General features: G+C 68.9%; 22 protein-coding genes and 1 tRNA gene. 13 read left to right on the top strand and 10 right to left on the bottom strand.

Annotated features, from left to right (window positions below; genetic code table 11):
* Nucleotides 1-4 precede the first annotated feature (4 nt).
* A complete protein-coding gene (locus NO998_RS04955) occupies nt 5-943 on the top strand; it encodes a PAC2 family protein (protein ID WP_267645960.1) in 939 nt (312 codons plus the stop codon).
* A gap of 40 nt (nt 944-983) precedes the next feature.
* A complete protein-coding gene (locus tag NO998_RS04950; protein WP_267645959.1) occupies nt 984-1,106 on the top strand; it encodes a hypothetical protein in 123 nt (40 codons plus the stop codon).
* Here the strand turns inward: NO998_RS04950 and NO998_RS04945 are convergent.
* Nucleotides 1,094-1,231, bottom strand: coding sequence for a hypothetical protein (locus NO998_RS04945; protein ID WP_267645958.1), 138 nt, complete (start codon nt 1,229-1,231; stop codon nt 1,094-1,096). The genes NO998_RS04950 and NO998_RS04945 overlap by 13 nt on opposite strands.
* A gap of 76 nt (nt 1,232-1,307) precedes the next feature.
* A complete protein-coding gene (pan1, locus tag NO998_RS04940; RefSeq protein ID WP_267645957.1) occupies nt 1,308-2,522 on the bottom strand; it encodes a proteasome-activating nucleotidase Pan1 in 1,215 nt (404 codons plus the stop codon).
* Nucleotides 2,523-2,659: 137 nt separating this feature from the next.
* Here pan1 and NO998_RS04935 point away from each other — a divergent pair, with 137 nt between their 5' ends.
* Genes NO998_RS04935 through rad50 form a run of 3 tightly spaced genes read left to right on the top strand, consistent with a single transcriptional unit; the run spans nt 2,660 to nt 7,044 of the window.
* Nucleotides 2,660-3,052 (top strand): DUF7966 family protein, encoded by a 393-nt coding sequence (locus tag NO998_RS04935; protein ID WP_267645956.1) that lies wholly within the window; start codon nt 2,660-2,662, stop codon nt 3,050-3,052.
* Nucleotides 3,053-3,055: 3 nt separating this feature from the next.
* The gene (gene mre11, locus NO998_RS04930; RefSeq protein ID WP_267645955.1) at nt 3,056-4,354 is read left to right on the top strand and encodes a DNA double-strand break repair protein Mre11; all 1,299 of its coding nucleotides are present in this window, start codon (nt 3,056-3,058) and stop codon (nt 4,352-4,354) included.
* Entirely contained in the window at nt 4,351-7,044 is a 2,694-nt protein-coding gene (gene rad50, locus NO998_RS04925; RefSeq protein ID WP_267645954.1) for a DNA double-strand break repair ATPase Rad50, read from the top strand. Before mre11 ends, rad50 begins: the two co-directional genes overlap by 4 nt.
* Here rad50 and NO998_RS04920 read toward each other — a convergent pair.
* From NO998_RS04920 to NO998_RS04910, 3 genes are read right to left on the bottom strand one after another with little or no spacing between them, the layout of a single operon-like run.
* Nucleotides 7,041-7,472, bottom strand: coding sequence for a DUF7346 family protein (locus NO998_RS04920; RefSeq protein WP_267645953.1), 432 nt, complete (start codon nt 7,470-7,472; stop codon nt 7,041-7,043). The genes rad50 and NO998_RS04920 overlap by 4 nt on opposite strands.
* A 41-nt stretch (nt 7,473-7,513) precedes the next feature.
* Nucleotides 7,514-7,999 carry a DUF7322 domain-containing protein gene (locus NO998_RS04915; protein ID WP_267645952.1) on the bottom strand — a complete coding sequence of 162 codons (486 nt, stop codon included), beginning with the start codon at nt 7,997-7,999 and terminating at the stop codon, nt 7,514-7,516.
* Between the two features lie 45 nt (nt 8,000-8,044).
* Nucleotides 8,045-8,221 carry a DUF7331 family protein gene (locus NO998_RS04910; protein ID WP_267645951.1) on the bottom strand — a complete coding sequence of 59 codons (177 nt, stop codon included), beginning with the start codon at nt 8,219-8,221 and terminating at the stop codon, nt 8,045-8,047.
* A 126-nt stretch (nt 8,222-8,347) separates the two neighbouring features.
* Between NO998_RS04910 and NO998_RS04905 the strand changes: the two genes are divergently transcribed.
* The 6 genes from NO998_RS04905 (at nt 8,348) to NO998_RS04880 (ending at nt 13,281) form a co-directional block, all read left to right on the top strand.
* Entirely contained in the window at nt 8,348-11,083 is a 2,736-nt protein-coding gene (locus NO998_RS04905) for a DNA-directed DNA polymerase (RefSeq protein WP_267645950.1), read from the top strand.
* A 54-nt stretch (nt 11,084-11,137) separates the two neighbouring features.
* Nucleotides 11,138-11,905, top strand: coding sequence for a glycosyltransferase (locus NO998_RS04900; RefSeq protein WP_267645949.1), 768 nt, complete (start codon nt 11,138-11,140; stop codon nt 11,903-11,905).
* Nucleotides 11,902-12,348 carry a GtrA family protein gene (locus tag NO998_RS04895; protein ID WP_267645948.1) on the top strand — a complete coding sequence of 149 codons (447 nt, stop codon included), beginning with the start codon at nt 11,902-11,904 and terminating at the stop codon, nt 12,346-12,348. The genes NO998_RS04900 and NO998_RS04895 overlap by 4 nt, the downstream gene beginning before the upstream one ends.
* Before the next feature lie 68 nt (nt 12,349-12,416).
* Nucleotides 12,417-12,491 (top strand) — tRNA-Met (locus NO998_RS04890).
* A 168-nt stretch (nt 12,492-12,659) separates the two neighbouring features.
* Nucleotides 12,660-13,085, top strand: a complete 426-nt coding sequence (locus NO998_RS04885) for a Rieske (2Fe-2S) protein (RefSeq protein WP_267645947.1) — start codon at nt 12,660-12,662, stop codon at nt 13,083-13,085.
* 46 nt (nt 13,086-13,131) lie between these two features.
* Nucleotides 13,132-13,281: a hypothetical protein gene (locus NO998_RS04880; protein WP_267645946.1), complete on the top strand. Its 150-nt coding sequence runs from the start codon at nt 13,132-13,134 to the stop codon at nt 13,279-13,281.
* Here NO998_RS04880 and NO998_RS04875 read toward each other — a convergent pair.
* The 5 genes from NO998_RS04875 to NO998_RS04855 all read right to left on the bottom strand — a co-directional run bounded on the left by NO998_RS04875 (nt 13,278) and on the right by NO998_RS04855 (nt 18,137).
* On the bottom strand, nt 13,278-14,150 hold the full coding sequence (locus NO998_RS04875; protein WP_267645945.1) for an aminotransferase class IV: 873 nt from the start codon (nt 14,148-14,150) through the stop codon (nt 13,278-13,280). The genes NO998_RS04880 and NO998_RS04875 overlap by 4 nt on opposite strands.
* Nucleotides 14,147-14,746 carry an anthranilate synthase component II gene (locus NO998_RS04870; RefSeq protein WP_267645944.1) on the bottom strand — a complete coding sequence of 200 codons (600 nt, stop codon included), beginning with the start codon at nt 14,744-14,746 and terminating at the stop codon, nt 14,147-14,149. Before NO998_RS04870 ends, NO998_RS04875 begins: the two co-directional genes overlap by 4 nt.
* Nucleotides 14,743-16,386, bottom strand: a complete 1,644-nt coding sequence (gene pabB / locus NO998_RS04865; protein WP_267645942.1) for an aminodeoxychorismate synthase, component I — start codon at nt 16,384-16,386, stop codon at nt 14,743-14,745. Before pabB ends, NO998_RS04870 begins: the two co-directional genes overlap by 4 nt.
* A gap of 45 nt (nt 16,387-16,431) precedes the next feature.
* On the bottom strand, nt 16,432-17,238 hold the full coding sequence (locus NO998_RS04860) for a helix-hairpin-helix domain-containing protein (protein WP_267645941.1): 807 nt from the start codon (nt 17,236-17,238) through the stop codon (nt 16,432-16,434).
* A gap of 83 nt (nt 17,239-17,321) precedes the next feature.
* A complete protein-coding gene (locus tag NO998_RS04855) occupies nt 17,322-18,137 on the bottom strand; it encodes a shikimate dehydrogenase (RefSeq protein ID WP_267645940.1) in 816 nt (271 codons plus the stop codon).
* 114 nt (nt 18,138-18,251) lie between these two features.
* Between NO998_RS04855 and NO998_RS04850 the strand changes: the two genes are divergently transcribed.
* Both NO998_RS04850 and ftsZ read left to right on the top strand, forming a co-directional pair.
* The gene (locus NO998_RS04850) at nt 18,252-19,592 is read left to right on the top strand and encodes a D-aminoacyl-tRNA deacylase (RefSeq protein WP_267645939.1); all 1,341 of its coding nucleotides are present in this window, start codon (nt 18,252-18,254) and stop codon (nt 19,590-19,592) included.
* A gap of 78 nt (nt 19,593-19,670) precedes the next feature.
* Nucleotides 19,671-20,840 carry a cell division protein FtsZ gene (ftsZ, locus tag NO998_RS04845; protein ID WP_267645938.1) on the top strand — a complete coding sequence of 390 codons (1,170 nt, stop codon included), beginning with the start codon at nt 19,671-19,673 and terminating at the stop codon, nt 20,838-20,840.
* Nucleotides 20,841-20,859: the final 19 nt, after the last annotated feature.

Raw genomic sequence — 20,859 nt, 5'->3', positions numbered from 1 at the left:
CGGTATGGACCCCATCGATATCGAGACCCTCGAAGACCCCGAACTCCGGGAGCCCGTGCTGGTCGAGGGACTCCCCGGCGTCGGCCACGTGGGAAAACTCGCCGCCGAGCACCTCCTCGAGGAGTTCGAGAGTACGCTCGTTCGCCGAGTGTACGCCGACGAGTTCCCCCCCCAGGTCGACGTCGACGAGGACGGCGTCGCCTCGCTCACCTGTGCGTCCTTCCACGCGGTCGACCTCTCCTCGCCGACGCCGACCGAAATCGAGGAAGAGGAAGAGGAAGACGGGGAAGCCGACGGTGATGCCGACCCCGACGGGGCGGACTCCGAGGATGACGCACTCGCCGACGGCGGCGAAACCGAGGAGGGAGACGACGAGACCGAGAACGCCGAAGACGACGAGGGGCCCGGGACGGTCACTGCGGACCGGGACCTGCTCGTGCTGACCGGCAACCACCAGGCCGGGAGCAACAAGGGCCACTACCAGCTAACCGAGGCGTTCCTCGACGTCGCCGAGGAGTTCGGCGTCGAGGAGGCCTACGCGCTCGGCGGCGTCCCGACCGGTGAACTCATCGAGGAACACAACGTCCTCGGCGCCGTCAGCGACGCCGACCTCATCGACTCGCTGGCCGACGCCGGCGTGGAGTTCCGCGGTGACGAGCCAGCCGGGGGCATCGTCGGCGTTTCGGGGCTGCTGCTCGGCCTCGGCGGCCGTCGCGGGTTCGACGTGGCCTGCCTGATGGGCGAGACCAGCGGCTACCTCGTCGACCCAAAGAGCGCGAAGGCGGTGCTGGAGACCCTCGAGGCCCAACTCGACTTCCGCGTCGACTTCGCCGCACTCGAGAAACGCGCCGAGGAGATGGAGGAAGTCGTCGGCAAGATCCAGCAGATGCAGGAGGGCGGTGGCGGGATGGGCGGCGACGAGGAGCTTCGGTACATCGGCTGAGACCCTGCAAAACTAAGTCGGGGCGGGTCCGTACCTCGGTATGGACATCCGACACCCTTCGTGGCGCGCGCTGGCGGGGGCGCTTGGCGGCTACGGCTTGATCCTGCTGGCGATGACGCTGTTGCTGTTCGCGGTGCCGACGGCGATCTTCTACCTGCTCTGAGACCCCGGTCCGGCATCGGCCGTACGTTCGATCCGTTGCTCGATGTTCGCCAGCGACGCGTCCAGCGCATCGACGTCAGGGGGGTCGGCGTCGAGAAAGCGTGCGGCGTCGCGGTGTTGAGACATCACTGAACCGTCGACCAAGAGCGCGTGGATCGCGCCGGGGAAGAAAAAGTCCGGCCGGTATCGAGTCGCTACCGGGTCAGGCGAACGCCGGGGAGTCGCCCGTCTCCATCGTGTCGTCCTGCTGGAGCTTCTCCCATGCGGCCTCGAAGTCCTCGCGGCGAATCTCCGTGCGGTCGTCGCGGATGGCGAACATCCCCGCCTCGGTACAGATCGCCTTCACGTCGGCGCCGGAGGCGTCCTCGGCGATCTCCGCGAGTTCGGCGAAGTCGACGTCGTCGTCGACGTTCATGTCGCGGGTGTGGATCTGGAAGATGAGCTCCCGTCCCGCGACGTCGGGCTTGGGGACCTCGATCAGGCGGTCGAAGCGGCCGGGTCGGAGGATCGCTTCGTCGAGCATGTCGAAGCGGTTGGTGGCCGCGATGATGCGGATGTCCCCGCGCTCGTCGAAGCCGTCCATCTCCGAGAGGAGCTGCATCATCGTCCGCTGGACCTCGGCGTCGCCGGAGGTCTTCGAGTCGGTCCGCTTGGAGGCGATGGCGTCGATCTCGTCGATGAAGATGACCGCGGGCTCGTTCTCCCGGGCGACCTCGAAGAGGTCACGCACCAGCTTCGCGCCCTCGCCGATGAACTTGTGGACGAGTTCGGAGCCGGCCATCTTGATGAAGCTCGCGTCGGTCTCGTTGGCGACGGCCTTCGCGAGCATCGTCTTCCCCGTCCCCGGCGGGCCGTGGAGGAGGATGCCGCTCGGGGGCTGAATCCCGACGGTGTCGAACGTCTCGGGCTGCGTGAGCGGGAGTTCGACGGTCTCGCGCACCTCGCGCATCTGGTCGCCGAGCCCGCCGATGTCGGCGTAGGTCACGTCAGGCGAGTGGTCGATCTGCATGACGCGAGCCCGCACGTCGGTCTCGCGGGTAAGCTTCTGGACGACCGAGAGGGAGTTGTTGACCGCGACGCGGTCGTCGGGCTCGATCTGCTCGCGCATCTCGTCGGTCACGTCGGTCAGGGCCTCCTGGTTGTTCCCGTGCTGTTTGATCACGACGCCGTCGTCGGTGATCTCCTGAACCGTGGCGACGAACAGCGGCGATTGCTTGAGCTTCTCGTTCTCGTGGGAGAGCCGCTCGAGCTTCTGCTGGTACTTGTTGTTCTCGGCGTTCGCGTCGAGCAGGCTGTCCCGCATCTGCTCGTTCTGGTCTTCCAGATCCTCCAGACGGTCACGAAGGGACTCGATCTTCTCCTGTTGCGACGCCGTCTCCTCGTAGGGGAGATCCACGTCGTCAACCGTGTCGCTCATTGCCGGACCGTAGGCGGCTGACTCTTATGAGGCTTCGGGTCGCGACGGAATCGGCCGCCGCCCGGAACGGCCGACAGGGCGCCGCTCTCTGGTGTTTCGACCGAATTCTCAAGGGGGATGACGGGCCCACTCCCGCGGTGACCGACCCGAACGCAGTCGCACGGGCGCTGGGACGGCTCGCCAAGGGCGTGCCCGCGAACGGCGCTGACGACCTCACCGACGGACACCCCACCGACCCTGAGATTGATCTGGAGCGAACCGTCACGGAAGCCGAGACAGCGATGGATCGAGTGACCCATACGGCGGCGTTCGTCGATGCCGGGGGCGAACGTCGACTGCGGCGAGCGATCCGAACCGCCGACCGGGCGGGCGAAGAGACCATCGTGGAGCGCGGAACCGCGGTGCTCTCGGACCTCTCAACCCTCAGAGCGGCGGCGGGCGCCGACGACGCCAAGGGGGAGACGGTCGGGGACGAACCACTTCCACCGCGCTCGCACAACGCTCTTCCGGGGAGGGAACATACCGAGTGACAGATGACTCGGGTGATACATACGGGCGACACCCACGTGGGCTACCAGCAGTACCACTCCCCGGAGCGCCGGGCGGACTTCCGCCGGGCGTTCGACGCCGTCGTCGACGACGCGATCGAGGCGGGCGTCGACGCGGTGGTCCACGCCGGCGACCTGTTCCACGACCGCCGTCCCGAACTGCCGGACCTGATGGGCGTGCTGTCGGCGCTGCGCCGACTCGACGACGCCGACATCCCGTTCCTCGCGGTCGTCGGCAACCACGAGGCGACCCGGACCGGCGAGTGGCTGGACCTGTTCGAGGGAACCGGGCTGGCGACGCGACTCGACGAGACCCCAACGGTCGTCGGCGACACCGCGTTCTACGGGCTGGACTGGGTGCCCGAGGCCCGACGCCCCGACCTCGACTACGAGTTCGCCGACCACGAGGCCGAGTACGCGGCGCTGGTCTCCCACGGCCTGTTCACCCCCTTCGAGTTCGGGGAGTGGGACAGCGAGACGGTGCTCTCCGAAGCCAGCGTCGAGTTCGACGCCATGCTGCTCGGGGACAACCACAAGCCCGACACCGCGGAGGTTTCGGGAACGTGGGTGACCTACTGCGGGTCGACCGAGCGCGCGAGCGCGAGCGAGGAGGAGGCCCGCGGCTACAACCTCGTCACCTTCGACGGCGAGGTCGACATCCGCCGACGGAGCCTCGATACCCGGCCCTTCGCGTTCGTCTCGGTCGACCTCGCCGAGGGTGAGGGCGTCGAACGCGTTCGCGAGCAGGTCCGGCAGCACGACCTGACCGACGCGGTCTGCATCGTCGAGATCACCGGCGAGGGCGAGCCAGTCACCCCCGCGGCCGTCGAAGAGGCCGGCGCCGAGGAGGGCGCCCTGCTGGTCCGTGTCACCGACCGGCGGGAGATCGAGGACGCCGCCGAAATCGGCGTCAGCTTCGCCGACCCCGACGAGGCCGTCACCGATCGGGTCGCCGACCTCGGCCTCTCGTCGGCGGCCCGTGACATCGACGAGACGGTCCGGGAGAGCAAGGTCTCGGACTCGAACGTCCGGGACGAGGTGAAGAACCGCGTGACAGAACTGCTCGGCGAGGAGCCCGCGGCGTTCGACCGGGCCGACGACGGGGAGGGCGAGAACCCGTCAGCCGAGGGGCCGGCCGACGAGGACGAAACCGCCGGGAGCGACGAACCGACGGCCGCCGACGCTGCCGCGGCGACCGCGACCACCGACGCCTCGGGGGCTGCTTCGGAGAGTGAGCCCGACCCCGACGGCGACGGGCAGGGAACAATGGAGGAGTACCTGTGAAGTTCGACCGCCTGCGGCTCCGGAACTTCAAGCCCTACGCGGACACCGACCTGCGCTTCGAGGACGGCGTCACGGTCATTCACGGGCTGAACGGCTCCGGAAAGTCCTCGCTGCTCGAGGCCTGCTTCTTCGCGCTCTACGGCTCGAAGGCCCTCGACGGCACGCTCGACGACGCCGTCACCACCGGCGCCGACGAGACCGACGTGGAACTGTGGTTCACCCACGCCGGCGATTCCTACCGGATCACCCGCGAACTCCGCCGGTCGGGGGGGTCGGTCTCGACCCGGACCTGCGTGCTGGAGGGCCCCGAGACGACCATCGAGGGCGCCCGCGACGTGCGCGAGTTCGTCGGCGACGACCTGCTCCGGATGGACAGCGACGCGTTCCGCAACTGTGCGTACATCCGACAGGGCGAGGTCAACCGCCTCATCAACGCCACGCCGCGGGAGCGCCGTGAGATGATCGACGACCTGCTCCAGTTGGGGAAGCTGGAGGAGTACCGCGAGCGCGCCGGCGACGCCCGGCTCGGCGTCGAGGACGTACTCGACAACAAACGCGGCCGGTTGGACCAACTCGACGACCAGATCGACGAGAAGGAGGCGAAGGACCTCCACGAACGGCTCAACGGGCTACAAAGCGACCTGTCGGAACTCGACGGGGAGATCGAGCGCTTCGAGGGGAACCGCGAGGAGGCTCGCGAGAGCCGCGACGAGGCCGAGTCGATCATCGAGGCGGCCGAGGACCGCGAACAGGAACTCGACGAACTGGGCGAGGAGATCGAGGAGCTCGAAGCCGCCATCCGCGAGACGGAGGGTGAACGCGAGACGCTTCTCGACCGGATCACCGAGATCCGCGAGCGGATCGACGAACGCGAGGCCGACCTCGCCGACCTCGCCGACGCCGCCGGCATCGACGCTGCGACGGAGGCGGCCGTCGCCGACGCACGCGAAGTACTCTCCGACCGCGAAGCCGAACTACGGGAGCAGCGCCAGGAGCAGCGTGACCGCGTGAACGACCGCGAGAACGAGACGGAGAGCCGTCGGGACGACGCCGAACGACTGCGCGAGCAGGCGGCCGAGAAGCGCGAGCGCGCCGACGAACTCGAAACCGAGGCCGACGCGGCCGAAGCCGACCTCGACGACCTCCGTGAGGACCTCGACGACGTCGCCGACGAACGCGAGGGGATCGAGGACCGCTTCGCCGACGCGCCCGTGGTGATGGGCAAGGCCGAGTCCCACCGCGCGTCGCTCCGTGAGGACCTCGACGACGTCCAAGCCGAGATAGAGGAGACGGTCGGGAGGCTCGCCTCCGCACGGGACCGCGTCGAAGAGGTCGAAGAGCTACTCGAAGCGGGCCACTGCCCCGAGTGTGGGCAGCCAGTCGAGGACTCCCCGCACGTCGACTCGCTGGACGCCGACCGCGAGCGCGTCGAGGAACTCTCCGCCGAACTCGGCCGACTCAACGGTCGGAAGGCGGAACTGAAAGCCGACATCGAGGACGCCGAGTCGCTCGCCGACGCCGAGGGCCGCGCCGAGTCCCTCGCCGAGCGTCGGGAGATGCTCGACGAGCGCGCCGAGGAACTGGAGGGGAGCGTCGAGTCGAACCGCGCCGAGGCCGAGCGCCTCCGTGCGGAGGCCGACGACCTCGAAGCGGAGGCGGAGACGGCCGACGAGGCAGCCGAGTCGGCCGCAGAGGCGGCCGAGACGGCTGCCGAACGGGTCGCCGAGATCGACGACGAACTGGAGACTATCGACGAGCGCCGCGACCGACTCGGCGACGTGGACGAGGCGCTCGCAGCTATCGACGACGACGAGGACGAGATCGAACGACTCCGTGAGCGACGTGAGAGCAAGGGCGAACTCGCCGCCGAGCGCCGTGACCGGCTGGAGGACCTGCGCGAGCGCCGCGAGGAACTCCGCGAGCAGTTCGATCGCGAGCGCGTCGAGGCTGCCCGGACGCAACGTGAGAACGCCGTCGACTACCTCGAAAAGGTCGAGGCGAAACTCGACTCGCTGGGGGAACGGCGCGACGACCTCACCGGCCGGATCGGGAGCGTCGAAAAGGAGATCGAGGAACTGGAAGCGCTCCGGGAGCAACACGCCGACCTCGCAGAGACCGTCGCCGATCTGGAGTCGCTCCACGAGGAAACCGAGGAGTTGGAGCGGACCTACGGCGACCTCCGGGCGGAACTGCGCCAGCGAAACGTCGAGAGTCTCGAACGGATGCTGAACGAGACGTTCGATCTCGCCTACGGCAACGACGCCTACTCCCACATCGAACTCGACGGCGAGTACGACCTCACCGTCTACCAGAAGGACGGCACGCCCCTGTCGCCCGACCAACTCTCCGGCGGCGAGCGCGCGCTGTTCAACCTCTCGCTGCGCTGTGCGATCTACCGGCTGCTCTCGGAGGGGATTGAAGGGGCCGCGCCGACGCCGCCGCTGATCCTCGACGAGCCGACGGTGTTCCTGGACGCCGGCCACGTCTCACGGCTGGTGGATCTGGTCGAGGAGATGCGGGGGTTCGGCGTACGACAGATCCTGATCGTGAGCCACGACGACGAACTGGTCGACGCCGCCGACGACCTGGTGACCGTCGAGAAGGACACGACGACGAACCGCTCGACCGCCCGGCGGGAGGACGCGGCGACGCTCGCGAGGGCGGAAGCGCTGATGGAGAACGACGACTAATCGCCGCCGGCGCCCCGGAGCAGTTCCACCGCCTCTTCTGCCGTCTCTGTCGCCTCGTAGCCCCGTTCGCCGGCGACGCGGCACTCGCTCACCAGCCCCGCCGCGCGGAGTTCGCCGAACAGTCCGTTGAAGTCGCTCTCACACAGTCCGGCGTAGCCCAGCAGGTCGACGACCGCCGTCGGGCCGTCGTCGACGAGTGTCACGAGCACGCCCAGCGTTCGCTCGTCGTGGACGGCCGTGATCGCTCGCCTCACCGCCGACGGAACGCCCCCGGCGGCGATTGAGAGTGGCGACTCCTCGATCAACTCCACGTCGGCGGTGTCGACGGTCCGTTCGACCCCGGTAGCCGGGTCACGAACGCGGGCCGTCCCGTCGGTGCTCGACAGCAACACGTGGCGTTCGCCGTCGGGCGTCTCGACCGATCGCATCGCTTCGGGGGAGGCGCGGGCCGCGCAAAACGCTTCCGGGGTCAGAGGTCGTCGGTGTCGGTCGCCCCGTCGTCGGTAGCGTCTTCCTCGGCTGCTTCGTCGACAGTATCCTTTTGCTCGGCGTCCCTCTCCCCGTCCGGGTCCTCTTCGTCCGCCGATTCCGCGTCCCGTTCGGCTCGGAAGTTCCGGTAGACCATGTACGCACGGCCGACGAGCGCGGCGCCGGCGGCGAAGACTGCCAGCGAGACGAGCGCGTTCCCACGGTCGACGTAGAGGATCGGTCCGACCGCGAGCAGGAGCACGCCGACGTTGACGTAGAACACCGCTGCCCAGAACGCGGTCGCGGTGTCGCCGTCGATCTCCGAGAGGTCCTCCGTCGAGTCGGGGTCGGCGCCGGTCCGCTCGCGGAGTTCGGCCTCCATGTCCCGCGCCTTCGGGGCCGACGGGCCCAGTGGCTCGTCGTCCTCGTCGCCGAACGGCTCCACGGTGCCCTCGACGAACGCGTCCACCGGGTCGTCGTCACTCACGTCTCACTCTGTCGTACCGACCGGGAAAAGGGTTCGCAGTCCGGCTCAGCAGTGATCGTTCAAGCGCTCGGCGCCGTCACTCCGGATCCACGCGAGCGGTGCCTCGGCGTCGTAGAGCACGACGCCACCGTCGACTTCGTAGGATTCGACGGTCTCGAAGCCGTCGTCTGCGGGTCCGGGACGCTCCGATGCCGCCTCCGTCAGGCCGCTCTCGTCGGGCATGTCACACTGTACCAAACCAGTGGTGATATGCCTTTCGGCAGTGTGAGAACCCGTCGCTCGGTCGGCCGACAGTACGGGGCGGGGCGGACCACCGCCGTTTTAACGGATCACGGCAAAGCATCGGTAATGAGCGAGCGTCAGCAGTCGGGTCTCGCCGACTTCGGGGGGAGCGGCGGGGGTCGACCGGACGAGGAGGCCGCCGTCGTCGCCGGCGACGCCGGCCAGACGGTGAGCGAGGTCGTCGACGCCGCGGACCTGCGGTTCCCCGACAGCGAGGGGGTCGTGGAGATGACGGTCTCGCAGGTGGACTACACCATCGAAGGGTCGGGCGCGGGTGAGTACCCCGTGATCCACGTGTTCGGCCGGACCGCCGACAACGAGTCCGAACACGTGCGCGTGCTCGGGGTCGAACCGTACTTCTACGTCCCCACCGAGAACGTCGCGGACCGCGCGCTGACCGAGGAGTACGACGCGATCCTCGACACCCGGACCGAGGACCCGAACGGCGACCCCTTCGAGTCGATCCGTGGGCGGCCCCTGACGAAGGTCATCGGCCAAACCCCACGGGACGTCGGGCAGATGCGGGACGACTTCGAGGAGCACTACGAAGCGGACATCCTGTTCCCGAACCGCTTCCTCATCGACAAGGACGTGAGCGCCGGCCTGCAGGTGCCCGAGCGCCGACTCGACGACGGCCGGATCCAGGTGCGCTACGACGACGAACAGCTCGTCGCCGTCGACGCACCGACGGCGGCCGACCTCCGCGTCAACACCTTCGACATCGAGGTCGACGACCGCAACGGTTTCCCCGAGGACGGCGAGGAGCCCATCGTCTGTCTCACCTCCCACGACTCCTACGACGACGAGTACGTGGTCTGGCTCTACGACGCCCCAGACGCCGAGGTTCCGGCACCCGAGGACCTCGACGGCTACGAGCCGATCGCCGACTCCGGCAGCGTCGACGTGCGGACCTTCGAGGAGGAGGCCGCGATGCTCGACGCGTTCGTCTCCTACATCGAGGACACCGACCCCGACGTGCTCACGGGCTGGAACTTCGAGGACTTCGACATGCCGTACGTGCTCGACCGACTGGAGGTCGTGGACCACGGCAGCGAGTACGACCTCGACATCGACCGGCTCTCCCGGGTGAACGAGGTCTGGCGCTCGGACTGGGGCGGCCCGGACGTGAAGGGCCGCGTGGTGTTCGACCTGCTGTACGGCTACAAACAGATCGTCATCAAGGAGTTGGAGTCGTTCCGTCTCGACGCCATCGGCGAGCGCGAACTCGACGTGGGGAAGGAACACTACTCCGGCGACATCGGCGACCTCTGGGAGCAGGACCCCGAACAGCTACTCGAGTACAACCTCCGTGACGTGGAGCTCTGTGTCGAAATCGACCGCAAGCAGTCCGTCGTGGCGTTCTGGGACGAGGTACGCTCGTTCGTCGGCTGTAAGTTAGAGGACGCTCCGACCGCCGGCGACGCGGTCGACATGTACGTCCTGCACAAGGCCTACGGCGAGTTCGGGCTCCCCTCGAAGGGTCAGCAGGAGGCCGCCGAGGAGTTCGAGGGCGGCGCCGTCTTCGAGCCCATCTCGGGTGTCAAGGAGAACGTCACCGTGCTCGACCTGAAGTCGCTCTACCCGATGTCGATGGCGACGATCAACTCCTCGCCCGAGACGAAGGTCGACCCCGACGAGTACGACGGCGAGACGTACCACGCCCCCGACGGGACCCACTTCCGGAAGGAGCCCGACGGGATCATGCGCGAGATGATCGACGAGCTCCTCACCGAGCGCGAGGAGAAGAAGGCCCTGCGTGACGAACACGAGCCCGACTCGGAGGCCTACGAGCGCTACGACCGCCAGCAGGGCGGGGTGAAGGTCATCATGAACAGCCTCTACGGCGTCTCGGGGTGGGACCGCTTCCGCCTCTACGACACCGAGGGGGCCGCCGCGGTGACGGCGACGGGCCGGGAAGTGATCGAGTTCACCGAGACCGCCGCCGAGGAGCTCGGCCACGAGGTGGCCTACGGCGACACCGACTCGGTGATGCTTTCGCTGGGTCCCGACGCCTCGAAAGAAGACGCCATCGAGCAGTCCTTCGGCATCGAGGAGCACATCAACGAGCGCTACGACGACTTCGCCCGCGAAGAACTCAACGCCGACAGCCACCGCTTCCAGATCGAGTTCGAGAAGCTCTACCGCCGGTTCTTCCAAGCAGGCAAGAAGAAACGCTACGCTGGCCACATCGTCTGGAAGGAGGGCAAGGACGTCGACGACATCGACATCACCGGCTTCGAGTACAAGCGCTCGGACATCGCGGCGGTCACCAAGCGCGTCCAGAAGGAAGTGATCGACATGATCGTCCGCGGGGAGGAACTGGACGAGGTCAAGGAGTACCTCCACGAGGAGATCACGACCTTCGAGGAGGGCGACGCGGACTTAGAGGAGGTCGGCATCCCTGGCGGCATCGGGAAGCGCCTCGACGCCTACGACACCGACACCGCACAGGTCCGCGGGGCGAAGTACGCGAACCTCCTCTTGGGTACGAACTTCCAGCGGGGCTCGAAACCCAAGCGGCTCTACCTGAAGAAGGTCCACCCCGAGTTCTGGCAGCACATGGAAGAGGAGGAGGGGTTCAACCCCCAGACCGACCCGCTCTACCGCGAGTTCAAACGCGACCCCGACGTGATCTGCTTCGAGTACGCCGAGGAGGTCCCCGACGCCTTCGAGATCGACTGGCCGAAGATGCTCGACAAGACGCTGAAGGGACCGATCGAGCGCGTTATCGAGGCGCTCGGCCTCTCGTGGGACGAGGTGAAGTCCGGGCAGGAACAGACCGGTCTCGGCCAGTGGGCCTGACCCGAGTCGCGTAAGTTCGGACGCTTTTTCCCGACCGGCGCGGAACCTCGCCGTATGGCTCGCTCCGTCGGCGTGGTGGTCCCCGCCTACCAGCCGAACGTGGACCGGCTTTCGCGCTACGTGCGCGCCCTCGACGAGCGACTGGACCCGACGGAGCTACGGATCGAACTCGACGACCCCGCCCCCGGCGACGCCGAGGCGCTCGCCGACCTCCCAGCGACGGTTCACGTCGCCGACCGTCGCCGCGGGAAGGGCGCCGCGATCACCGAGGGGTTCGACGCCCTCTCGACGGACGTGCTGGCCTTCGCCGACGCCGACGGCTCGACGCCCGCTGACTCGGTGGCGGCCGTGATCGACCCCGTCGCCAGCGGCGAGTTCGACCTCGCGGCCGGCTCCCGTCGACACCCTGCGGCGGAGGTCCAGTCCCACCAGAAGACGCTGCGCCGACTGCTCGGCGACGGCTTCGCGTGGCTCGCCCGCCAACTGCTGACGCCCGACCTCCACGACTACCAGTGTGGTGCGAAGGCGGTCTCGGCGAACTTCTGGGCGCGGGTGCGCCGGCACCTCACCGAGCCGGGCTTCGCGTGGGACATCGAACTGCTCGCCGTCGCCGGCGCCCTCGGCGGGAAGATCGCCGAGGTCCCGGTAGTCTGGGAGGACAAACCGGAGTCGACGGTCGACCCCGTGAGCGACACCGTCTCGATGTTCACCGGGCTGTTGAGCGCCCGGCACCGGGCGAAGGCGGCGGCGGGGAACCGGCTCCACGAGCGACTATCCGGGTGGCTGGATCGGCCGCTCCTGATCGACCGGGTGGAGTCGTGAGACTGCTGCCCGACGAACTGGTCGCCCCCGAACGGTTCGGCCAGTTCGTCTCCGTCGGCGTCGTCGGCGCGGCGTTCGACCTCGCGGTCTCGACGGGGATGCGTGAACTCGGCGTCTACCCCGAACTCGCGGTGTTCGTCGGCATCGAAGTCGCCGTCGTGGTGATGTTCCTGCTCAACGACAACTGGACGTTCGCCGAGCGGGGCGTCGACGGCCTCGCGGCGGGGCTGCGACGGCTGGCCCGCTCGAACCTCGTCCGTATCGGCGGCATCCTCGTCCAACTCGGGACGTTCAGCCTGCTCTACCGGGCCTTCGGTGTCGAGTGGACCCTCGCGGGACTGGACGCGTGGTTCGTCGTTTCGAAGGTCGGCGGCATCGGCGTCGGGATGGTCGTCAACTACGTGGCCGAGAGCCTGTTCACGTGGCGTGTGACCACGGAGTAAGGTGGCCGAAACCACGAGACGACGACCGAATCAGAACCCTTAACCGTCGAACGCCAGTTGGTACAGGTAGCGGGATGGGATAGCCAGGAGATTCCGCCGGGCTCATAACCCGGAGATCGGTAGTTCAAATCTACCTCCCGCTATATTCTCCTGCCGACGATCACGACCCACGAGCCGTGACTCCGTCGGCGGGGATATAGCGACCCTCAATCTGCGTTCGACGACATCTCCCGAGAGCGTGCCGTCGACGCCTACTTCGATCCCTCTACGGACCCGAACCCCTCTTTACTGCCGGCCGGCTATCGGCGCCGATGACTGACGGCGAGCGGATCACCGACGCCGACTCGGTCCCGGAGGGAGGGAGTCTCCTCTTCACCGTCCGCGACCGCAAGGGCGGCCAGCAGCGCGAAGCGATCCTCGTCCGAACCGACGGCGGCGTCGAGGGATGGCTCAACTACTGCCAACACTGGCCCGGCGTGTCCCTGGACCGCGGCGACGGCGCCGACATCCGGAACGGCCTGATCCTCTGTCGGCAACACGGCGCCACCTTCGAGTGCGACAGCGGCCGCTGCACCGCAGGCCCCTGCGAGGGCGATGCGCTCGACGCCCTCGACGTTCGAACCGTCGACGGCGACGTGCTGCTCGACGACGACGCCTACACGTTCGACCATCTCGGAGGAAGCGACCACGACGGCGGGGCGGAAGACCCCACGAGCGACTCGCCGTTCGACTTCTGAGGCCACGAAGGACGGATTGATACCCGCGTGTCCCCTCTTTCGGGTAATGAGCGAGGACGACGGCGAACTCTACGACGACAGCCTCCCCGAGGGCGAGACGCCGACCGAGGACGGCCGCGTGCTCAAGTTCGTGATCGCCGCGGTACTGCTGGTGCTCGTCTACGCGCTCGTGGTGATCGTCATGGCCGCGACCTAGTAGAACCGGTCCTCGATACGCTGGCGGTAGCTCCGTGCCAGTAGCTCCGTCACCGGGCCGCCGCCGATGGTCGTCCCGTCGAGAGCGTCGACGGGCCGGACCTCCCAGGTCGAGTTCGTGACGAACAGTTCGTCCGCCCGCTGGAGCGCGTCCGGCCCGACGGTCGCCTCGCGGATCGGAATCCCCTCCTCGGCGGCGATGTCGAGCACCGTCTCCCGCGTGATCCCCGGCAGCACCGGCCCGGAGAGCGGCGGCGTCAGAAGCCCGTCGCCGTCGACGGCGAAGACGTTGCTCGTCGCACCCTCCGCGACCGACCCCGAGCCGTCGAGCATGAGCGCCTCGTCGGCGTCGGTCCCCCGGAGTTCGAGGCGTGCGAGGATGCCGTTGAGGTAGTTGTGGGTCTTCGCCCGCGCGGGAATCGCCGCGTCGGGAACCCGCCGGGTCGAGACCGTCCGGAGCGTCGCCGGGCCGTCCCAGACTGGCTCGCCGTCGACGCCGCCGCGGGGCAGCGGCTTGACGTAGACGACGACCGTCGGGTCAACCTCGGGCTGGGGGTCGAGCTTCCCGGGCTGAACGCCCCGGGATATCGAGAGTTTGACGTAGGCGTCGTCGAACCCGTTGGCGTCGAGGGTCTCGTGGACCCGCTCGTAGAGGTCGGCCCGCGAGAGCCCGTGGTCGAGCGCGAGCACCTCACAGGTCCCCTCGAGCCGGGCGGCGTGACTTCCCCACTCGAACAGCTCACCGCCGTAGGCCCGCATCGTCTCGAACGCCGCGTCGCCGTACTGGAACCCCCGGTCCTCGACGGAGACCGACGCCTCGCTCGCGGGGAGAAGCTGCCCGTCGACGTGGTACCGGCGTTCCTCGGTCATCGCTCCCACTCCCGGCAGATCATCAGGAAGTTCCGGACCATCGCCTTCCCGTGTTCGGTCAGGATGCTCTCGGGGTGGAACTGCACGCCGACGTGGGGTTTCTCGCGGTGGCGAACCGCCATCACCACGTCCTCGTCGTCGGTCGTCGCCGTCTCCACGAGGGTGTCGGGAATGGCGTCACGCTCGACCGCCAGCGAGTGGTAGCGGCCGACCCGGATACCCTCCGGAAGCCCGTCGAACACCCCCTCGCCGTCGTGGGAGATCCGTGAGGGTTTGCCGTGGACGACCGCGTCCGCGTGGCCGACCGGCGCGCCGTTGTTCGCACACAGCGCCTGGTGACCGAGACAGACACCCAGCGTCGGGTAGTCGAGGTCGAACACGTCCATCGAGACGCCCGCTTCCGCCGGCGTCCCCGGCCCCGGCGAGACGACGATGCCGTCCGGCGCTAACTGCCTGATCTCCCGAGCGTTGACGGCGTCGTTCCGCCGGACCGTGACCTCCCCGTTCGTCGACTGCACGGCCTCGCCGACGTACTGCACGAGGTTGTAGACGAACGAGTCGTAGTTGTCGATCACGAGGATCTGCGGCCCGCTCATCGGTCCACCTCTTCGGGGGCGCGTCGGTCGCCGGCCTCCGCAGCGGCGGAGCCGTCGCCTGTGTCAGCAGCGGGATCAGCGTCACCGTCGGCCGGCTCGTCGGCCACTTCGAGGTGGCCCTGCTCCAACGCGGTGTCGACCGCTCGGATCAGCCCCTTCGCCTTCGCGAGGGTCTCCTCGTACTCGGCGTCCGGTTCGGAGTCGTGGACGATCCCGGCGCCGACGCTGAGGTGGTACTCCGCGGCGTGGCGGACGAGGGTTCGGATGACGATGTTGAGCGTCGCTCGCCCGTCGAAGCCGAACATCCCCATACTGCCGGTGTAGGGGCCGCGTCGGCGGCGTTCGAGTTCGTCGATTATCTCCATCGTCCGCGGCTTGGGCGCGCCGGTGATGGTGCCGCCGGGGAACGTCGCCGCGACGGCGTCGGCGAGCGTGCCGTCCTCGCGGAGTCGCCCCTCGACCAACGAGACGAGGTGCATCACCTCGGCGTAGCGGTCGATCCGACGGTACTCCGTTACCTCGACGGAGCCGTAGGCACTGACCTTCCCGAGGTCGTTGCGCTCCAAGTCGACGAGCATCGCGTGCTCGGCGCGCTCCTTCTCGTCGGTCCGGAGGTCGTCGGCGAGCGCGGCGTCCGCCTCGTCGGTGTCGCCGCGGGGGCGCGTGCCGGCGATCGGTTCCGTGAGCAGGCTGTCACCCTCGCGGTCGAGCAGGAGTTCGGGGCTCGCACTTACCAGATCGACGCCGCGGAACTCCAGCAGGCCGGAGTAGGGTGCTGGGTTGACCTCTCGGAGCGCGTCGTAGGCGTCGACGGGGTGGACCGCCGCGGGGGCGGCGAGGCGCTGGGAGACGTTCGCCTGAAACGTGTCGCCCTCCCGGACGTACTCCTTCACGCGGCGCACGCGCTCGCGGAACTGCTCGCGCCCGCAGGTGCTCCGGAACCGGGCTTCGTCGGTCTCGACGGGCGCGGGACCGACATCGGGGTCCCCCACGTGGGCCTGCCGCCCGAGTTCACAGGCTTTCGCCAGCCCGCGGTCGTAGCAGGCGTCGAGTTCGGCCTCGCCGGCGCCCTCCGGGATCTCTGGACAGGCGTTGATACGCAGCGTGACCTCGCCGTCGTGGGGCTCCTTCCAGGCCGCGAGGCAGTCGTAGACGCCGATCTGGAGCCGTGGAAGCCCGCGGTGGCCGGCCTCGTCCTCCGCGCCGTCCTCGGGGAAGGACTCCAACTCCCGCGCGATGTCGTAGGAGAGCCAGCCGATGGCGCCACAGGGGTAGGGCACGTCACAGTCGCCGCGGACGAGCGACTCGCCGTCGAGCAGGCCGTCGAGGGCGGCGAGGCTCTCGGATCGCTTGGCGCCGAAGCCACGGTCCGGTTCGTCGCTCCACCAGTTCTCGGCGAGGACGGCGTCCGGCGAGGCGGTGAGGAAGTCGATCGGCTCGACGCCGAAGTAGCTCCAGCCCTCTTGGCCGCCGGTCGTTTCGAGGAAAGCGCCGCCGCGCTCGCCGCGGGCGCGGCGATAGGCGTCGAAGGGGTCGTCGACGACGGTCGTGATCTCGACGGGCACGCGAGCGCCCGCCGGGGCGTCGGCAGCCACGGCGTGGAAGCGCTCGGGCGCGGTAACCACCGTGGTGTCAGTCATGGCTGCACAGTCGGCGGCAGGGCGCTAAAAACGAGCGGGTTCGGCTCAGGCGTCGTTCGCGCGGTCTATCCACTTCTGGACGGTCTTCTCGGGGACCGTCGTTCGCTCGGCCACGTCGGCGGCGTCGGCGGCCGCGAGCGCAGCGACCGTCTCGATCCCGATCTCGGCGAGGCGCTCGGAGTAGGCCGGGCCGATCCCTTTGATCTCGTCGACGGGGACGCCGTCGTCGGCGTCGGCCTCGTCGGCTCCCTCCTCGGCTTCGGCCTCGGCGATCTCGTCCTCGACAGTCTTCTCCGCGTCGGGTTCGTCCACGTCGGCGTCGGCCTCCGACACGTCGGTCGACTCGTCCTCTGCGTCGGGGCCTGCGGCCTCCGCTGGCTCGGCTCGTCCGGACGGCTCGGACTGGGCCTCCTCCTCGTCGACGAGCGACTCCGTGGAGGCGTCGGCGTCCGTGCCGGCGGCGACCGGCTCGGCGTCCTCGTCGTCGTCGGCCTCCGCATCGTCGTCGACGTCAGCTTCCGTTTCGGCGTCGTCGGCCTCGGTCGCCGCCGAATCGGTCGATTCGTCCTGGCCCTCCGGGGCGGCAGCCTCGGCCGGTTCGGCCCGACCCTCGGGCTCTTCCGTCGCCTCGGCCTCGTCGACGAGCGACCCCGTGGACGCGGCGGCGTCGGTGCCGGCCGCTGCCGGTTCCTCGTCCTCCCCGTCCTCCTCGTCGTCGACCCCTTTGACCGCCGCCTCGTTCTCGGCGTCGGGGTCCGGGCGCTCCTGCTGTACCGTCACGTCGCGCTCGGAGCGTCCCCCGTCATCACTGGACTCCAACCCGAGGAGCCGTTTGAGCTTCCGCAGTACCATACTGTCGCGGAAGATGACCCCCGGTGGTAAAAAGGCAGCGTCGCCCTCGGTCGGTTCGGGTGTCAAACGGCCGGTTCCGGGCCTCAGAGGCGGTCGCGGAGCGCCTCGTTCATCACGGCGACGGGGGCCTCGACGCCGGTCCAGCGTTCGAACGCGGCGACCCCCTGAAACAGCAACATCCACGCGCCGTCGACCGTTTCTGCCCCCGCCGCGGCCGCCTCCCGGAGGAGCTTGGTCCGGAGCGGCGTGTAGACGGCGTCTAACACCGCGAGCCCGTCGTGCAGGAGCTCGGCCGGGACCGGCGAGGTGTCCGGGTCTTCCATCCCCACGCTGGTCGCGTTGACGAGGAGGTCCGCCTCGGGGAGCCGGTCTTCAAGCGCGTCAAGGCCGCCTCCTTCAACGCCGAGGCCTTCGAAATCGTCCGCTAACGCCTCGGCACGTTCGACGGTCCGGTTGGAGACGAACACGTCGGCGCCGGCGTCGGCGAGCGCGTAGGTCGCTGCCCGGCCCGCCCCACCGGCGCCGACGACGACCGCCGAGCGCCCCTCTATCGGCACATCGTGGTGGGCGAACGCGCGGACGACACCCTCTACGTCGGTGTTGTGGCCCTCAGGGGTGGTGCCGTCGCCAGCGAACGTGATCGTGTTCACCGCGCCGACAGCCGCGGCCGTCTCCGTAGGGTGGACGTGGGCCAGCACGTCCTGTTTGAACGGCACCGTGACGTTGAGTCCGGCGACGCCCAACGCGTCGGCGCCCTCGACGGCGGCCCCGATCCGGTCGGGGTCGGCTTCCAGCGTGACGTACCGCGCGTCCAGCGAGAGCGCCTCGTAGGCGGCCTCGTGCATCGGCGGCGAGAGCGAGTGTTCGACGGGGTTGCCGATCAGGCCGTAGACGTCCATGGGTGGGGTGGGGCGTGCGGGCCGGAAAAAACCTCGCGCCAGCATCGCGGGGGGTAGGTCGACCCCTACGCCGGAGCCGACGGCTACTTCCCCGGCGCCGGCCGAGTCCCAGCCATGACTATCGGCATCGTCGTCTCGCGGGCCGACAGAGCCTCGCTCCACATCGGCGAGCAGCTGTTCGCCCGCGCCGACTGGACCGAACACGAGGACCCCGATCGACCGGATGCCGACGGCGGCGGCACCTACTACCGCGACGGCCCCTTCGAAGTCCGGGAGTTCGACGAACTCCACATCCATCTGGACGACCCCGCGCCGGCGTTCAGCGAGGCGCCGCGCCTGCTCGTCTTCGTCTCCCGGCACTCCGGGGAGACCGGCGCGCTCCTGACGGGCCACTTCACCGGTAACTTCGGCGAGGCGGAGTACGGCGGCGAGGACGGCGACCTCGCCGAGGCCGCCCCGAGCGCGCTCTCGGCGTACCTCGGCGCGCTGTCGGCACACGCCCCCGAAGGCTACGACGTGGCTGTCGAGGGAACCCACCACGGCCCGACTGCACTCGACACCCCCTCGCTGTTCGCGGAGTTGGGAAGCGGCGACGAGCAGTGGGACGACCCTGCCGGTGCCCGCGCGGTCGCACAGGCCGTGCTTTCGCTTCGTGGGGTGCCTGCCCACCGCGAGCGACAACTGGTCGGGATCGGCGGCGGCCACTACGCGCCGCGGTTCGGCCGCGTCGTACAGGAGACGCCGTGGGCCGTCGGGCACATCGCCAGCGACTGGCAGTTGGACGAACTGGGCCACCCGCGGACTGACGCCGCGCGCGAGACGCTCCGTGCGGCGTTCGGACGCAGCGGCGCGACCCACGCGCTGCTGGACGGTGAGCACTCGGAGGTGGCCGATGCGGTCGAGGAGATGGGCTACCGGGTCGTCAGCGAGACGTGGGTCCGGACGGTCGGCGACCGCCCGCTGGGGCTGGTCCGGGAACTGGAGTCCGGGGTCGCCACCGTCGACGACGGACTGCGCTTCGGCTCGGTCGTTCCCGACGCGGAGGGCGACTGGGAGCGCGTGGACCTGCCGGACGACCTGCTCGCGGCCGCCCAGAACGTCGACGCCGAGGCGACGCGGGCGGCCGTCGACGCTGCCACGGTCGCGTTCGACACCATCGAGAACGGCACGCGGGCGAACGGGGCAGCGGCCATCCCGGACGCCGAGGCCTACGACGACCTGATCGACGATCTCGCGGCGATCCTGCGGACCGACTACGACAGCGTCAGCGTCGACGACGGCGCCGTCGTCGCCCGCGAGAACGCGTTCGACCCGGAGAAGGCGCGGAAGTTGGGGATCCCCGAGGGGCCGAAGATGGGGATGCTCTCCAGTGGGGAGTCAGTCGAGGTCGACGGCGAACTGATTCCGCCGACAGCCGTCCACAGCGAACGCGAGGAGCGGTTCCCCGTCGAGTAAGGGGGATCCTACCGATGGTGGCGAGAACCACCGGAAAGGGAGAAAGATGAATAGGCTCCACTGTATAGCCACGAGCAAATGGACTCCATCGTAGAAGAGGCAATCGACGAGGCCGAAGGCGAAGGCAGCGGGGAACCGGAGCCGACGGCCGATGATGAGGGGGCTGCCGAGCCCGACGCCGACGTTGACACCGGCGGCGACACTCCCGCTTCGGGGAAGATGACCGACGAGCAGCTTCAGGAGGTCCTGCAGGACCTGAAGACCAACATCACGGTCGTCGGTTGTGGGGGTGCCGGCGGGAACACCGTCAACCGCATGCACGAGGAGGGGATTCACGGCGCGAAGCTGGTCGCAGCGAACACCGACGTGCAGCACCTCGTCTCCATCGAGGCCGACACCAAGATCCTGATGGGCAAGGAGAAGACCCAGGGCCGCGGTGCGGGGTCGCTCCCGCAGGTCGGGGAAGAGGCAGCCATCGAGTCCCAAGAGGAGATCAAGGACTCCATCGCCGGCTCGGACATGGTCTTTGTCACCGCCGGGCTCGGCGGCGGCACCGGGACCGGCTCGGCGCCCGTCGTCGCCAAGGCCGCACAGGCCGCGGGCGCGCTGACCATCTCCATCGTGACGACGCCGTTCACCGCCGAGGGTGAGGTCCGACGGACCAACGCCGAGGCCGGCCTCGAACGGCTCCGTGACGTCTCCGACACCGTGATCGTCGTGCCCAACGACCGCCTCCTTGACGCCGTGGGCAAGCTCCCGGTCAAGCAGGCGTTCAAGGTCTCCGACGAGGTGCTGATGCGCTCGGTGAAGGGAATCACCGAACTCATCACCAAGCCCGGGCTGGTCAACCTCGACTTCGCCGACGTTCGGACCGTCATGGAGAAGGGTGGCGTCGCCATGATCGGGCTGGGCGAGTCCGACACCGAGGAGAAAGCCGAGGACTCGGTGCAGTCCGCGCTCCGGTCGCCGCTGTTGGACGTGGACATCTCCGGGGCGAACTCGGCGCTGGTCAACGTCACCGGCGGCTCGGACATGTCCATCGGCGAGGCCGAGGGCGTCGTCGAGGAGATCTACGACCGGATCGACCCCGACGCCCGGATCATCTGGGGGACCTCCGTCGACGAGGAGATCGAGGGTCGGATGCGGACGATGATCGTCGTGACTGGGGTGGAGTCCCCCCAGATCTACGCCGGCGGCGAGGGCGCCGGTCGCGGCCCCTCCCGCGAGCAGCTGCAGGACGTGAACTGATCGACGGCCAGGGCGGTTT

Source organism: Halolamina litorea (assembly GCF_026616205.1).
Lineage (GTDB): Archaea > Halobacteriota > Halobacteria > Halobacteriales > Haloferacaceae > Halolamina > Halolamina litorea.
This window is presented reverse-complemented; position numbering and strand designations above follow the sequence as displayed.

Excerpts from the sequence above, each read along its gene's own strand:
- NO998_RS04945 (WP_267645958.1), bottom strand. The coding sequence starts at position 1,231 with ATGTCTCAACACCGCGACGCCGCACGCTTTCTCGACGCCGACCCCCCT.
- pabB (WP_267645942.1), bottom strand. The coding sequence starts at position 16,386 with ATGACTGACACCACGGTGGTTACCGCGCCCGAGCGCTTCCACGCCGTG.
- NO998_RS04955 (WP_267645960.1), top strand. The coding sequence starts at position 5 with ATGGACCCCATCGATATCGAGACCCTCGAAGACCCCGAACTCCGGGAG.
- NO998_RS04905 (WP_267645950.1), top strand. The coding sequence starts at position 8,348 with ATGAGCGAGCGTCAGCAGTCGGGTCTCGCCGACTTCGGGGGGAGCGGC.
- NO998_RS04855 (WP_267645940.1), bottom strand. The coding sequence starts at position 18,137 with ATGGACGTCTACGGCCTGATCGGCAACCCCGTCGAACACTCGCTCTCG.
- NO998_RS04860 (WP_267645941.1), bottom strand. The coding sequence starts at position 17,238 with ATGGTACTGCGGAAGCTCAAACGGCTCCTCGGGTTGGAGTCCAGTGAT.
- NO998_RS04880 (WP_267645946.1), top strand. The coding sequence starts at position 13,132 with ATGAGCGAGGACGACGGCGAACTCTACGACGACAGCCTCCCCGAGGGC.
- pan1 (WP_267645957.1), bottom strand. The coding sequence starts at position 2,522 with ATGAGCGACACGGTTGACGACGTGGATCTCCCCTACGAGGAGACGGCG.
- mre11 (WP_267645955.1), top strand. The coding sequence starts at position 3,056 with ATGACTCGGGTGATACATACGGGCGACACCCACGTGGGCTACCAGCAG.
- NO998_RS04885 (WP_267645947.1), top strand. The coding sequence starts at position 12,660 with ATGACTGACGGCGAGCGGATCACCGACGCCGACTCGGTCCCGGAGGGA.
- NO998_RS04910 (WP_267645951.1), bottom strand. The coding sequence starts at position 8,221 with ATGCCCGACGAGAGCGGCCTGACGGAGGCGGCATCGGAGCGTCCCGGA.
- ftsZ (WP_267645938.1), top strand. The coding sequence starts at position 19,671 with ATGGACTCCATCGTAGAAGAGGCAATCGACGAGGCCGAAGGCGAAGGC.
- NO998_RS04920 (WP_267645953.1), bottom strand. The coding sequence starts at position 7,472 with ATGCGATCGGTCGAGACGCCCGACGGCGAACGCCACGTGTTGCTGTCG.
- NO998_RS04900 (WP_267645949.1), top strand. The coding sequence starts at position 11,138 with ATGGCTCGCTCCGTCGGCGTGGTGGTCCCCGCCTACCAGCCGAACGTG.
- NO998_RS04850 (WP_267645939.1), top strand. The coding sequence starts at position 18,252 with ATGACTATCGGCATCGTCGTCTCGCGGGCCGACAGAGCCTCGCTCCAC.
- NO998_RS04870 (WP_267645944.1), bottom strand. The coding sequence starts at position 14,746 with ATGAGCGGGCCGCAGATCCTCGTGATCGACAACTACGACTCGTTCGTC.
- NO998_RS04875 (WP_267645945.1), bottom strand. The coding sequence starts at position 14,150 with ATGACCGAGGAACGCCGGTACCACGTCGACGGGCAGCTTCTCCCCGCG.
- NO998_RS04950 (WP_267645959.1), top strand. The coding sequence starts at position 984 with ATGGACATCCGACACCCTTCGTGGCGCGCGCTGGCGGGGGCGCTTGGC.